This window comes from Scytonema millei VB511283 (assembly GCF_000817735.3).
GTDB lineage: Bacteria > Cyanobacteriota > Cyanobacteriia > Cyanobacteriales > Chroococcidiopsidaceae > Chroococcidiopsis > Chroococcidiopsis millei_B.
Genome location: NZ_JTJC03000008.1, coordinates 192054 through 206394 on the forward strand (window position 1 = coordinate 192054; position 14341 = coordinate 206394).

Genomic DNA, 14341 nt, shown 5'->3' on the forward strand with positions numbered 1-14341 from the left:
GATGACGATCGTGGCACAGGCTAGAAATGTTCTCGGTAGCGAACTGAAAACTTGTTGCAGCGCTCCTATGACTGGGTATTACCGTGATGGTAAATGTAATACTGGTGCAGGCGATTATGGAGCGCATGTCGTTTGCGCAGAACTAACGGCAGAGTTCTTGAATTTTACCAAGTCACAGGGAAACGATCTCAGCACGCCCGTACCTGAGTTTAACTTCCCTGGCTTAAAACCAGGCGATCGCTGGTGCTTGTGTGCTTCTCGTTGGAAAGAAGCTCTAGATTCTGGTGTTGCACCGCCAATAATTTTACAGTCAACTCATGCATCGGCACTAGAATACGTTTCTCTGAGCGAACTCAGGCAGCACGCTCTCGATCGCGATACAACTAATATGTCTGAATAACACGTCAATCTATTCTCTACTCTCTTGCGATTCGCCACTCGCCAGTCATAGAAGTTGGGGTGGGACAAGTCTTTTGATTAAAATCACACTTGTAGATGAATGGTTCCTGCCAGTGTAAAGGAATTTCTAGCAAGTCTCGCGTCCCAGTCATCCCCTGCCCGATAAAGAGTAATAGCGCGATCGAATTTAAAATAGCATGGACGATCCGCCAGCGATGGGAGCGATCCTGATAGATATCTTGCATAATTGCTAAGGAAAAAATCATTAGCATTGCTGCTGTCAGTCCGATGTAGAAATGAGAGATAAACCATTCGTTATCGCGACGGAAGACACCTTCTTGGAAACCTAGAATTACCAAGCCCATTCCTGTCAAAGTGGCAAACACTCCCCGCCAAAGTTTCTGTTTAGCGCGGTAAAGCAACACCAAAGAGGCTATGGTTGCACCAAACATCAGGGTGATGAAGATAACTTGAAAAGGGTTTTTACTCCAGATTTGGTTAGTTGCAATATGACTAAAAATGGGACGGGCAAGTCCCACAAGTGCCAATCCTACCACGCCCCCAGCCAACCACTTGCCGAATTTATTATGTTCTGTGCCAACTGTCGGGGGAATTTTACTTTTATCGCCCCCTTTAGCTTGCAATCGGCGCTGGCGCGTCTGCCATGCGAAGTTAGCCACGATTCCAATTAAAGGAAAAATGAAGGTAACGGCGATCGCGGGATGCAAAAGTCTCCAAGCATCGAGTAAGTCTACCATACAAAACCTCTGCAACAATAATGAGTTTAATGTGCTAGTCCACTAACAAATGTATGTGGGTTGCAGTATACCCCCATTACTGAAGCCAATCCCGATCGCGATCGAGTTTGAGATGATTCTTGATGCACCGTAATTTGCTACTGCTGTTGCGAGAGTGCATCTAGGGGCGCTTGAGCAATATAACTTACCCGTGAGGGAACTTCAGCTATTGCTCTACGGTCATAGAACTATCTGAATATCCGATTCTTTTTCTACGGCATAACATCGAGTTATTGCTGGTAGATCTCTATTGGAACAGTTAGGAGCAAACAAAATTTCAACTACTAGCTAAAACTTGACATAATAAACGATAATAAAAATTATAATTATTTTACAATTGTGTTACCTAACATGGATTGCTAACAACAATCTAGTGGATTTGTTAGGAAAATTATTGGGTAGTAGGAATGACAGTTTCTCAGATTAAAAGTCAGGGGATAGAGCAGAGAGAACTCAGGCGCGTGAGGCGATCGCGTCTCGCTACGCTAGTTATGCTCAGTATTGTGGCATTTTCTAGCCTGATAGTTGGAGGATGGTTTGCCGGAGAAGGCACAATTACTTCGATTTTTTTACAATTGCAAAATTTTCAAAATAATCCTCCTTTTTGGTTAGAAGTACCAATGCTATCAGGAGGATATTTACTAGCTCCCACAATTGTTTTACTCCTAATTGTGATGCTAGTTATGCGAATTTCTCCCCAACCGAAACGATGGTCGCGACAAATTGTAGTAGCGATATTACTGCTGCTGACTATCCGTTATATTATTTGGCGATCGCTAACTACCCTCAATCTTGCTACTCCCCTCAATGGTGTATTTAGTCTGGGACTATTATTTTTAGAATTTATAGTATTAACCAGCAGTACAATTCAACTATTTTTAATGTTGAATGTCAAAGACCGCAGCCGCGAAGCCGACCGCTTTGCTGTAGCCGTGCTTGACGGTAGTTTTGCCCCAACAGTTGATATTTTAATTCCTACTTATAACGAGCCTACTTTTATCCTCAGACGGACTATTATCGGTTGCCAAGCCCTGGAATATCCGTATAAAAAAATCTACTTACTTGACGATACGCGCCGACCGGAAGTCAAAGATTTAGCTAGAGAGTTGGGCTGTCAATATTTAACTCGTTCCGATAATAAGCACGCTAAAGCAGGTAACTTAAATCATGCGATCGCCAAAACTCAAGGCGAATTAATTGTTGTCTTTGATGCCGATTTTGTCCCAACTAAAAACTTTCTCACTCGAACTGTTGGTTTTTTCCAAAACGAAAAAATTGCTTTAATTCAAACACCCCAAAGTTTTTATAACGCCGATCCAATCGCCCGTAATTTAGGGTTAGAAGATGCAGTTACCCCAGAAGAAGAAGTTTTTTATCGTCAAATTCAGCCAATTAGAGACGGATCTGATAGCGTCATTTGTGCTGGTACTTCTTTTGTCGTCAGACGCAAAGCGCTACAAGCTGCTGGCGGTTTTGTCACAGATTCTTTGAGCGAAGATTACTTTACAGGAATTCGTTTATCAGCTCAGGGTTATCGATTAATTTATTTAGATGAAAAACTCAGTGCGGGTTTAGCAGCCGAAAACATCGCCGCTCATGCTACGCAGCGGATCAGATGGGCGCAAGGGACGTTACAAGCATTTTTTATCGACGCAAACCCTTTAACAATCAAAGGATTGCGACCTTTACAAAGAATTGCGCATTTAGAAGGATTATTGCATTGGTTCACTAGTATTTCCCGGGTTGGGTTTTTATTTATGCCGCTTGCCTATTCATTTCTAGGAGTGATTCCACTCAGGGCAACAGCAACCGAATTGTTATACTTCTTTTTGCCCTACTATTTAGTTCAACTCTCAGTATTTGCTTGGTTGAATCACCGCTCGCGCTCGGCTTTACTATCAGATATATACTCTTTAGTTTTATGCTTTCCCTTGGCTTTGACTGTAATTCAAGTCATGTTAAGACCGTTCGCCAAAGGATTTAAAGTCACTCCAAAAGGACAACAGCGCGATCGCTTTTCATTTAATTGGAAACTAGCTTCACCTTTAATTATTTTGTTTGCGATCACAGCTATCAGTCTGTGGCGCAACTTAGGAATGTCTATGGCCAAAGCAGAATGGGCAACAACAGTACCATTAGAAATTGCTCAACAAATTCGAGGTATTGGTTTGGGTTGGCTGTGGAGTGGCTACAACTTAATTATGTTGGGTATTGCAATTTTAATTCTGCTTGACGCTCCCAAGCCAGATGTTTACGATTGGTTTGCTCTCCGGCGAACAGTAAGGTGCAATATTCAAGGGGAAAATTATTGGGGAGTCACGACGATGATTTCTGAAGTTGGAGCGGAAATTGCTTTGACACAAAAAGCAATAATTTCAGCAGCAGAAATGCAGCCAGTCACGTTAGAAATTATGGAGGAAGGAGTAAAATTAACTGGTGAAGTCATTCGGACTGGATTTCAAAATGAATTTCCTACAGTTAGGGTCATGTTTCAACAACTCAATCTCAGCCAACATCGCCGCTTAGTAGAAATGTTATTTTGTCGCCCTGGACAATGGAAGCGCCATAACACGCCAGGGGAATTCAAATCGATTTTACTGATTCTGAAAATTCTATTCCGACCGCGAATCATATTCGATCGCAATATAGATGTCAATGCGATCGCAGTTTCTCAAGGATAGATGTTAGTTGACGGTAAACGCTACGCTACACTCCGTGAAGACGGTTGACAGCTAACTGTGAACTGATAACTAAATAGTTACCATTTGAGAAAAGCCGCCTCAAGTCCTTGTTCGCGTCTAATCTTGCCATCTTTTTCAAACCAGGCTACCACCTGTTCTGCGGTTAAATCTTCCATTTTTACGCCGTAGTCTTCGGCTATATGTTTCAACAGCCGCAGCGATGAAACTGTCAGTCTGGTTAAAAACTTTTCTGGAGAAGAAAGCAAGGCTGCATCTACCTTGGCTGACTCTTCCGTCGAGAGAAATTGCATTGAAGGTTGTTGGTCTAGATTCATGTTATTTGTCATTGGTCATTGGCGAGTATTGTCTTCTGACTTACGACTTACGACTTACGACTTACGACTTCTTCCCCGTGCTTCGTACTAAATATCCGCAACGGTGTTCGCCGTCAATGATCCAGTGGGTGCGCTCGACTTGACAATCAGGTAAAATTGTGGCAAACATTTCTAACTCGTGTCCGCAAACTACAGGAAAGGACTCGGCAACGTTGGCAATGGCACAATTATGTTCGGTAATGATAAATCCTCTAGCTGAATTCTCTTCATTGACGAAATACCACTCTGCCATGTAGCCTTCAGCTTTTCTCAATTCTACTAAGTTCGCTACTCGCTCTTGCAACGAACCCTCGCCGACGCGATCGCGGTATTCTAGAGCTTTACGCTCCCATTGCATCCGTAAAATCGTCCCCATTTGTTCTCGCCCCACTGTTTGGGCGAGGGTGTCGAGCAGGGAAACGGCAAATTGTCCGTGGCTATCTCCCCCTGCATCGTTAATTGTACGACGCAGGCGATCCCGCCCTTTATCGCTCAGTTTATATACGTGTTGCGGTCGCCCCATTCCCAGGTGAACTGCTTGATATAAAAGTAGTTCCTCTGCTTCTAGATCTTTTAAATGGCGACGAATCGCTTGTGGACTGACATCAAGCTCTGTGGCTAGCTCCTGTGCCGTGGCTTGCCCCTGCTTCATCAAATATTGCAGAATATCCTGCTTGGTCGAGGGCTGCTGCGTTGTCACCATTGTCATTCCAAAGTTTTCAGCTGAAAATTTTACTTTGACAACATACCTGTTGTTAATGTAGCGTAAAATGGAGACAGGTTAAACAACAAGCGTGTTGTTTTAGTTACGATTTTTACAACGAGGAAGGTGGGAAGGGGTTAGACCACCCGTCTTTCATCCTTAAAGAGCTACTTCGAGCATTTCAGCCCAACCGAGAGAACACTACCAATGAGTGCAACTGTCAAAACCATCGTCAACCAGCCTTACAAGTACGGCTTTATTACCGACATCGAGGCAGATATCATTCCTCGCGGTCTGAGTGAAGACGTTATCCGCCTGATCTCTGCTAAGAAAGAAGAACCAGAGTTCATGTTGGAATTTCGTCTGAGAGCTTACCGTCAGTGGCTAAAGATGACAGAACCTACTTGGCACAGTGTCCAGTATCCTCCCATCAACTATCAGGATATTATCTACTATTCCGCGCCGAAAAAGAAGCCCAAGCAACTGAATAGTTTGGAAGAAGTCGATCCGGCGTTGTTGGAAACCTTTGAAAAGCTGGGGATTCCCATATCAGAACAGAAGCGTTTATCTAACGTCGCGGTAGATGCGATTTTTGACAGCGTTTCTGTAGCTACTACCTTCAAGGAAAAGTTAGCCAAAGAAGGTGTAATTTTCTGCTCGATTTCCGAAGCTTTACGGGAATATCCAGAGTTGGTACAGAAATATCTGGGTAGTGTCGTCCCAACAGCAGATAACTATTTTGCCGCACTCAATTCCGCTGTATTCAGTGACGGTTCCTTTGTCTATATTCCCAAAAACACCAAATGCCCGATGGAACTGTCTACATATTTTCGGATCAATAGCGGGGATACGGGACAGTTCGAGCGGACGTTGATTGTGGCTGAAGAGGGTAGCTACGTTTCCTACCTGGAAGGCTGCACCGCACCGATGTACGACACTAACCAGCTACACGCGGCGGTGGTGGAACTTGTCGCTTTAGACAATGCTGAAATTAAATACTCTACTGTCCAAAACTGGTATGCTGGCGATGAAAAGGGTAAAGGTGGAATCTACAACTTCGTCACCAAGCGCGGTTTGTGTCAGGGAGTGAATTCTAAAATTTCTTGGACGCAGGTAGAAACGGGTTCGGCAATTACTTGGAAGTATCCTAGTTGCGTGTTAGTCGGCGACAATTCTGTAGGTGAGTTTTATTCTGTGGCGCTGACAAATAATATGCAGCAAGCCGATACAGGAACGAAGATGATCCATGTTGGCAAGAACACCCGCAGCACGATTATTTCCAAGGGAATTTCTGCGGGGAACTCTAGCAATAGCTACCGTGGTTTGGTAAAAGTTAACCCGAAAGCACAAGGAGCGCGGAATTATTCTCAGTGCGATTCAATGTTAATTGGAGATAATGCACGGGCGAATACATTCCCCTACATTCAGGTACAAAATAACACTGCCAAGATCGAGCATGAAGCTTCGACTTCTAAGATTGGTGAAGATCAATTATTTTACTTCTCACAGCGGGGCATTTCTTCAGAAGATGCGATCTCGATGATGATTAGCGGTTTCTGTAAGGATGTGTTTAACCAACTGCCAATGGAATTTGCTGTAGAAGCAGATCGCCTGCTGAGTCTGAAACTGGAAGGTAGTGTGGGTTAATAAAGTAGGGTGGGCAATGCTCACCCTCAATCAAGCGATTCGCAACTGAATAGAGAGAGCGCAGAGGACGTAGAGAGTAATGATTATTGAAAATAGTGAAATTTTGCTGTCGGTGAAAGATCTGACAGCTGAAGTTGATGGGAATTCAATTCTAAAGGGAGTGAATTTAGCAGTTCGCTCTGGAGAAATCCATGCGATTATGGGACCCAATGGTTCTGGTAAAAGCACTTTTTCTAAAGCCTTAGCAGGACACCCAGCTTACGAGGTGACGGGTGGTGAAGCAATTTTTCAAGGCAAAAATTTGCTGGAAATGGAACCAGAAGAACGCGCTAGAGCTGGAGTTTTTCTGGCATTTCAGTATCCCTTAGAAATTCCTGGCGTAAGTAATTTAGATTTCTTGCGAGTTGCCTACAATTCTCGGCGGAAAGAGCAAGGTTTAGAAGAATTGGATGCATTTGATTTTGACGATTTGATCCAAGAAAAGTTAGATGTCGTCAAGATGGATGCGGCTTTCTTAAACCGCAGCGTGAATGAAGGGTTTTCTGGTGGCGAGAAGAAGCGGAACGAAATTTTGCAAATGGCACTGTTGGAACCAAAAATTGCAATTTTGGATGAAACAGATTCAGGATTAGATATTGACGCGCTGAAGATTGTTGCGAATGGCGTGAATCAATTGGCTAGTCCCGAAAATGCCACAATTCTAATTACTCACTACCAGCGATTGCTCAACTACATCGTACCGGATTACGTTCATGTGATGGCTAGGGGACAGATTATCAAGAGTGGTGGTAAAGAATTAGCACTAGAATTAGAATCCCGTGGCTATGACTGGGTTTTGGAACAGGCTGGAGCTGAGGTAGGAGTGTAATGAGTATTCAAGTTTCTCCGACAGTTACGAATGGCAGTCATGGTAATGTATCGGGTGAGAATAATTACCTATTAGAGTTATTGCAACAATGTCAAAAGGGTGTAGAGACCTTACATGTAACATCTCTACAAGAAATTCGCGATCGCGCCTCTGCTATAATTCGTCAGTCTACTCTACCTACTACCAAAATTGAAGAGTGGCGGTTTACCGATTTATCTGCACTCAAGCAAATCGACTTTCAAGCTGCGGTTCCATGTGGATTACCAGAAGCGCTGGTTGCACCTCTGACCTTTCCAGAAGCAGCAAATAGCCGTTTGGTATTTATCAACGGAGTGTATGCATCAGAACTATCGGCGATTGGTGACTTACCGAAAGGTGTGGTAGTTAGCAATTTATCAGGATTACCAGCAGAATACCGCGATCGCATTTACAACTACCTGGCAAAATCTGAGGGAGGAGAAGAAATCTTCACCACCCTGAATACAGCTGGAATGACAGATGTTGCTGTAGTCTGGATTTCCAAGAATGTCGTGGTGGAAACCCCAATCCACTTATTATTTATTGCTAATTCCTTCAGAACGCCAACAATTAATCAACCACGCTGTTTAGTGGTAGCGGAAACTGGTAGTAGCGTGACGCTGGTGGAAGACTACTTAAATCAATTTAATATTGAAGAACCAGAAACAAGCGAAGCCGAAGTTAGCGAGACGGTATACTTTACCAACGCCGTTACGGAAATCTGGCTGGGAGAAAATGCCCAAGTTCGCCATACTAGAGTTGAGCGGGAAAGTGTAGAAGCATTCCACATTGGCAAAACTGCCATTACTCAAGCACGGGATAGCCGTTACACCTGCAATGCGATTACTTTAGGGGCGAAACTGTCGCGCCACAATTTAGACATCTTCCAAACAGGAGAACAGACAGAAACGATTCTCAATGGCTTAACTATGGTAGCAGGACAACAAACAGCCGATACTCATAGTGCGATCGCACTCAATTATCCTTATGGTATGAGCCGTCAACTCCATAAATGCATTGTCGCTGATAAAGCCCACACTGTATTTAACGGTAGAGTCTTTGTGGCGAAAGCCGCTCAGCTTACAGATGCAGGACAACTCAACCGTAATTTACTCCTCTCTCCTAAAGCCAGAGTAGACACCAAGCCTCAATTAGAAATTATCGCCGATAACGTTAAGTGCAGTCACGGTGCTACCGTCAGCCAGTTGGAAGACGATGAAATTTTTTACCTGCAAAGTCGCGGCATTAACGCTGCTGACGCTCAAAATTTGTTAGTCAACGCCTTTGCTGCTGAGATTATTAACCAACTACCAATTCTCTCTTTACAACAAACTTTACTCAAAGCAGTTACCCGCGAAGCTACAACATTAAATCTGGCTGATTGACCGAAAGTGAGGACGGGTTTATCAATATATTTGGTTCCAAGTAGAGAACTCTGGTGAACCCGCCCCTACAACATTTGCGTTCTGTTCCTTCTCTCGACTTGAACCATGACTTTTACCCAAGCAAGAACCCTCGCCGATATCGTCCGCGCTGACTTCCCCATCCTGCATCAGGAAGTCAACGGTAAACCCTTGGTGTACCTAGACAACGCCGCTACTTCCCAAAAACCTTTACTCGTCCTCAATACCCTACGGGATTATTACGAGCAATATAACTCCAACGTCCATCGCGGCGTGCATACTCTGGCGGCTAAAGCAACCGAGGCTTACGAAGGGGCGCGGGATAAAGTTGCTGCGTTTGTGAATGCGGCGGCGCGAGAAGAAATTGTGTTTACCCGCAATGCTACCGAAGCAATTAACTTAGTTGCTTACAGTTGGGGTAATAGCAATATCCAACGGGGAGATGAAATCATCCTTTCCGTGATGGAACACCACAGCAACCTAGTCCCTTGGCAACTCCTAGCACAGAGAACGGGTGCGGTGTTGAAGTTTGTCGAACTAACTCCAGAAGAAGAGTTTAATTTAGAGCAATATAAGTCTTTAATTTCCGACAAAACAAAACTTGTGGCTGTGGTTCATGTCTCTAATACTTTGGGATGTATTAACCCGGTACAAGAGATAATTGCGATCGCCCATCAACACGGGGCGAAAGTTTTGATCGATGCTTGCCAAAGCGTACCACATATGCCTGTCAACGTACAGCAAATGGACTGCGATTGGTTAGTAGCTTCCGGTCATAAAATGTGCGCTCCTACCGGAATTGGCTTTTTGTATGGAAAACTAGAATTATTGCGATCGATGCTACCGTTTTTAGGTGGTGGTGAAATGATCGCTGACGTGTATTTAGATCGTTCTACCTACGCCGATTTACCGCACAAATTTGAAGCAGGAACTCCAGCAATCGGAGAAGCGATCGCCCTTGGTGCAGCTGTAGACTATTTAGGGGCGATCGGGATGGATAAAATTTATGCCTATGAATCGGAATTAACGCAATATCTGTTCGAGCAACTGGCTCAAATTTCTGAAGTCCGTACCTACGGACCATTGCCTAAAATAGCAGGTGTGGGTAGAGCTGCGTTGGCTTCATTCACAGCTGGCGATGTCCATCCTCACGACTTATCTACTCTACTAGATCAAGCTGGGGTTGCTATTCGCGCCGGACACCACTGCACGCAGCCTTTACATCGTTATATCCACGCTCAGTCTACCGCACGGGCAAGTTTATCTTTTTACAATACCCGTGAAGAGATTGACATATTTATTGTTGCTCTGAAGGAAGCGGTAGAATTTTTTGGTAGTATCTTCGGTTAAGGTAAAAGGGTGGGCTTGGCTCGCCCAATTGACTCTAAAACTGGTTTTGATATGACTGATACTTCAACTCCAGCAGAGCAAAGAATAGTGCTGCATAACATTCGCTGGGAAACCTTTGAAGCTTTACTCAAAGAAGTAGGTGAAAACAGAGGTTCTCGATTTGCTTATGAATGTGGCACTTTAGAAATTATGACTCCCCTTCTCGAACACGAAACCTTTAAAATTCAGCTCGGTCGCTTTATAGTTGTTTTAGCTGAAGAATTAAGTATTGAAATTAAAAGTGTTGGATCGACAACTCTAAAACGCCAAGTAGCTAATCGCGGTATAGAACCAGATAGTTGTTATTATATTCAGAACGAGCCAGCAATTAGAGGCAAGCTAAAGTTAGATTTAGGAACCGATCTGCCGCCCAATTTAGCAATTGAAATCGATATTACTAGTACTTCTATAAATAAATTTGATATTTATGCTGCTCTAGGTATTTCTGAACTTTGGAAATACGACGGAAGAGAATTAAAATTTTATCAACTAGCAGTAGAGAAATATAGAGAGCGTGATGTAAGCCTTGCTTTTCCTCTTATATCTGTTGAAGATATGAGTAATTTTATGCAACAGATTCCCACGCAAGGAGAAGTAGCTTTACTCAAATCTTTTCGAGCTTGGGTAAGGGATAAAATTGTTTATTTGAGCAATGAATAGCAAGTCTACTGAAGTATAGATTTTATGCGATCGCTCTATCTCCTATCCTAGCTCAACTCCTCAATTAGGTTATGGATAGCATTCCATACCATACAAGCGTGCATAACTCGTTTCAATGGTGGCTAATAAACTTTAGCGCGAGTCAAGCCAGCGCACAAAATAGCCGCGAGGAATGCATTTATGAGCGAGTCTACAAACGATAGGCGATCGGAAAATTTAAACGAAAAAGATAAGCGATCGCTCGTACAGAAATATTTACAAAATCCCTTTTCTATTGCCTGGTCAAAACTAGCGGATCTAGTTTATCCAGAAATTTCGCTCGGCGAATCTACTGAAAAAACAGAACTAAGCGATTCATTTCAACCAGATGAATCCAATTCTACTTGCGATCGCAGTTTATATCCTCGGTTTACCGATCGGGTCGATCCTTCACTTTACTACACCGTTTTCTTCCCTCACCAAAGGTAGGAAGCAGTTGTCAGTTATCAGTTATCAGTTATCAGTGAAGAAAGGGTGTAGGGTGTAGGGCAATTTTGAATGCGTGAATTTTGAATTCCCCTCACTCCTCGCTCCTCACTCCTCGCCCCCTACTCTCTACTCCCTTCTCTAAGTCAAATGCCTAAACACCATTTTGAGAATATCTGGTTGGCTAAAAGGCTTAGTTAAGTAACCTGAAGCACCGACGACTCTAGCTTTGACACGGTTAATAATTCCTGTATTTGCCGTCACCATAATAATCGGCGTGTCTTTAAATAAAGAATGATTGCGCAAGAGACGACATAATTCATAGCCATCAATTCCTGCCATATTTACATCTAACAAGATGAGATCTGGCTTGACTTTAATAATTTGCATTAAGGCTTTAACAGGATTATCAATCGTAAAAACTGAAAATAATTCGTCTTCTAAAAACTTTTTCAGTTCCTGTAACATTGCTGGGCTATCGTCTACACAGACAATTTTATACTTATTTCTCGTAGTCGGGGCATCGGGAATAACAGTCGGTGGGGATGTGGGAGTTTCTACATGCGTGGGAGGAACTGGGGGTGTCGTCCGCGTAATCGGGAAACTCGCTGGCGGCTGAGAGCTATGCTTGACTGTCTCTGAGTGCTTGACTGTCTCTGAGTGTGGCTGCGGGGACTGTACGGGAAGAGGTTTTTCTTTTGTTGTAGGGAGCTGCGTCTCTCTGACTGGTTCGCGCTCGAAAGCTTTTGGAGTTGCAGCCAGACGGCGATCGCTAATGTGGCGATCGCGGATATCATCTAGCGGTAAAGGAACTTTTTCCGGTATGACAATTGGTGTTGTTGATGGCGATGCAGTCTGTTCAAAGGTTCTTGGTAATTGGTCAAATGGCGCATAGGGGTCTTGCAACAAAATTGTTCCTGCTGCAATGTACTGATGTAGGTTTTGCGCCAATTCAAGTTCGTCTTGATTTAATAGAATTGCCAGATGACGAAAACTGAAACCTTTGAGAATCGTACTAAACTTTTGCTGAATTTCCTGCGGAATTTGCTGTTCTAATTTGTGACGGTTAGAAAAATAAAGCCGCTGGTAGGGTGAGAAAATTTCTGGTGCTAGAGCTTGCCACTTTTGCAGGCGCTTTTGACATAGATCGACAATCGGTTGTAGTTCGAGCCGACAAAAAATTTGCTCTAAGTTTGAGTTGCTGCTAAAGTCGTACTGCCCCGATTTAACTAATAAAAACGACTCGATCGTTTCTCCAACCAATTCTCCAACTAATTCTGCTGCTTGTTCGGCATTTAAATATTGATGGTTAACTAACCAACCAATTGCTTGATATTCGGGATTAGTATCCGAGCGCTGTTCTGCTTCAGTTTCAAAAATTAAACTTAATTGCGCCCTAGTTTCACTTGTCAGCGTCGGTACTTTATAACTGAGGCGATGCAAATGACAGTCGAGGCGATCGAATGCTGCTATTGAATGGGAAGCATAAGTAATCTTCCCCTCTTCAAGATATACCGACCATGTAACAGCACCGCTAGTCACCTTTAACAAGGCACTATCATAACAACTAGACAAGTGCGCCAATAAACTCAGCGGACTTAACTTCTGAAAGGTTCCACAGCTAGCCATTTAGCACTTAAACCTTTTTCCAAGCGAGCGAATACTTTAACTGACAATGCCTATTTAGCAAAGCCTTAATTTCAAGCAATTTGAGTGTTTTTGTCTGAATCAATTGAGGTAAGAGGATTGAGATAACCTAGTCTAAGTTTATTAAAATATTGTAAGCTGTATCTGCTCTTACACCGCTAGAATCCCTGCAAATCATAAAAAATTGACGGAAGGCTAACAGTTTCTATTGACTATAGCGCAATCTATAAAAATTAACCATCCAGTTTACAGTTTTTAGCTATTGGCGTGTGACAAAGGATTTGGACAGATAGAAAAACAATCTGTGGGAAAGTTAAGTAATTTGTCGCCTTGGTCTTGTATGCGTAGTTAACTGCACCGATTGTCTGAATTTACTGCTGGTTTTTCCCTAGCGAAATGAATGTGAGTAAAATACTGGACTGACGCAGCTAAAACTACAGAGATAAAAGAACTAGTAAAGTCAAAGCTGAACTATCATAGATAAATTGTTGTCAATGCCAGCAGCCCATCAACTCAGTCCACTAGTGAGTAAAAGCTACCACATATGTCAAGTAGCTAATCTCCCACCTAAATTGTAAGTATGTCTGACCAATTAAGACTTGATGAAGCGGTAGAGTTTGCTGAAAATCCAGAACCTCGCTGTCCTTGCGTATTACTTCTAGATACTTCAGGTTCGATGCAGGGAGCAGCAATAGATGCTTTAAATGAAGGGCTGCGTGCATTGCAAACAGATTTATTACAAAACTCTCTCGCTGCCCGACGTGTTGAGGTGGCGATCGTTGTTTTTGATAGTGATGTCAAAGTTATACAGGATTTTGTCACTCCCGACCAACTCGATCTACCAGAGCTGACAGCGCAAGGCTTAACCTGTATGGGAACTGGAATTCATCGCGCCTTAGACATGATCCAGTCTCGCAAAGCTACATACCGCGCTCACGGGGTAGCTTATTATCGTCCCTGGATATTTTTAATTACAGATGGAGAACCCCAAGGAGAATCAGAGCAATTAATCGAGCAGGCAAGGCAGCGAATTGAGACAGATGAAGTTAACAAGCATGTAGCTTTTTTCTCTGTGGGCGTAGAAAATGCTAATCTGGAGCGGCTCAAGTATATATCTGTCCGCACTCCACTCAGACTTAAAGGACTGAGGTTTACAGAAATGTTTCTCTGGTTGTCTGCTAGCATCACAGCCGTTTCTCATTCTCGCTTCGACGAACAAGTAGCATTACCACCTGTGGGGTGGGGAGCCACTTGAATTCGGAATTCGGAATTCGGAATTCGGAATTGAAT

Annotated in this window: 13 protein-coding genes; 9 read left to right on the forward strand and 4 right to left on the reverse strand. The window is 43.3% G+C overall.

Annotated elements, in window-relative coordinates:
* Positions 1 to 10 precede the first annotated feature (10 nt).
* Complete coding sequence (locus tag QH73_RS23095) at positions 11 to 400, forward strand: DUF2237 family protein (protein WP_039714698.1); 390 nt, start codon at positions 11 to 13, stop codon at positions 398 to 400.
* Between the two features lie 16 nt (positions 401 to 416).
* Here the strand turns inward: QH73_RS23095 and QH73_RS23100 are convergent, their stop codons facing one another.
* Positions 417 to 1157, reverse strand: coding sequence for a DUF4079 domain-containing protein (locus QH73_RS23100; protein WP_039714293.1), 741 nt, complete (start codon positions 1155 to 1157; stop codon positions 417 to 419).
* A 446-nt stretch (positions 1158 to 1603) separates the two neighbouring features.
* Here QH73_RS23100 and QH73_RS23105 point away from each other — a divergent pair, with 446 nt between their 5' ends.
* Positions 1604 to 3877 (forward strand): glycosyltransferase family 2 protein, encoded by a 2274-nt coding sequence (locus QH73_RS23105; protein WP_039714292.1) that lies wholly within the window; start codon positions 1604 to 1606, stop codon positions 3875 to 3877.
* A gap of 77 nt (positions 3878 to 3954) precedes the next feature.
* Here QH73_RS23105 and QH73_RS23110 read toward each other — a convergent pair whose 3' ends face one another.
* Both QH73_RS23110 and sufR read right to left on the reverse strand, forming a co-directional pair.
* A complete protein-coding gene (locus QH73_RS23110; RefSeq protein ID WP_374189056.1) occupies positions 3955 to 4224 on the reverse strand; it encodes an NDH complex assembly factor CRR9 in 270 nt (89 codons plus the stop codon).
* Between the two features lie 49 nt (positions 4225 to 4273).
* Positions 4274 to 4954 carry an iron-sulfur cluster biosynthesis transcriptional regulator SufR gene (gene sufR / locus QH73_RS23115; RefSeq protein ID WP_039714290.1) on the reverse strand — a complete coding sequence of 227 codons (681 nt, stop codon included), beginning with the start codon at positions 4952 to 4954 and terminating at the stop codon, positions 4274 to 4276.
* Positions 4955 to 5161: 207 nt separating this feature from the next.
* On the opposite strand from sufR, the gene sufB reads away from it, so the two are divergent.
* The 6 genes from sufB (at position 5162) to QH73_RS23145 (ending at position 11407) form a co-directional block, all read left to right on the forward strand.
* Entirely contained in the window at positions 5162 to 6601 is a 1440-nt protein-coding gene (gene sufB, locus QH73_RS23120) for a Fe-S cluster assembly protein SufB (protein ID WP_039714289.1), read from the forward strand.
* A gap of 79 nt (positions 6602 to 6680) precedes the next feature.
* Positions 6681 to 7469, forward strand: coding sequence for a Fe-S cluster assembly ATPase SufC (sufC, locus tag QH73_RS23125; protein WP_039714288.1), 789 nt, complete (start codon positions 6681 to 6683; stop codon positions 7467 to 7469).
* Positions 7469 to 8872 carry a Fe-S cluster assembly protein SufD gene (sufD, locus tag QH73_RS23130; protein ID WP_039714287.1) on the forward strand — a complete coding sequence of 468 codons (1404 nt, stop codon included), beginning with the start codon at positions 7469 to 7471 and terminating at the stop codon, positions 8870 to 8872. The genes sufC and sufD overlap by 1 nt, the downstream gene beginning before the upstream one ends.
* 105 nt (positions 8873 to 8977) lie before the next feature.
* Complete coding sequence (locus tag QH73_RS23135; protein WP_039714286.1) at positions 8978 to 10240, forward strand: SufS family cysteine desulfurase; 1263 nt, start codon at positions 8978 to 8980, stop codon at positions 10238 to 10240.
* Positions 10241 to 10291: 51 nt separating this feature from the next.
* Positions 10292 to 10939, forward strand: coding sequence for a Uma2 family endonuclease (locus QH73_RS23140; RefSeq protein WP_039714697.1), 648 nt, complete (start codon positions 10292 to 10294; stop codon positions 10937 to 10939).
* A gap of 180 nt (positions 10940 to 11119) precedes the next feature.
* Positions 11120 to 11407: a hypothetical protein gene (locus tag QH73_RS23145; protein ID WP_039714285.1), complete on the forward strand. Its 288-nt coding sequence runs from the start codon at positions 11120 to 11122 to the stop codon at positions 11405 to 11407.
* 138 nt (positions 11408 to 11545) lie between these two features.
* On the opposite strand, the gene QH73_RS23150 is transcribed toward QH73_RS23145, so the two are convergent.
* Positions 11546 to 13033 carry a response regulator gene (locus QH73_RS23150; RefSeq protein ID WP_039714284.1) on the reverse strand — a complete coding sequence of 496 codons (1488 nt, stop codon included), beginning with the start codon at positions 13031 to 13033 and terminating at the stop codon, positions 11546 to 11548.
* A gap of 598 nt (positions 13034 to 13631) precedes the next feature.
* Here QH73_RS23150 and QH73_RS23155 point away from each other — a divergent pair.
* Positions 13632 to 14306: a vWA domain-containing protein gene (locus tag QH73_RS23155; RefSeq protein WP_039714283.1), complete on the forward strand. Its 675-nt coding sequence runs from the start codon at positions 13632 to 13634 to the stop codon at positions 14304 to 14306.
* Positions 14307 to 14341: the final 35 nt, after the last annotated feature.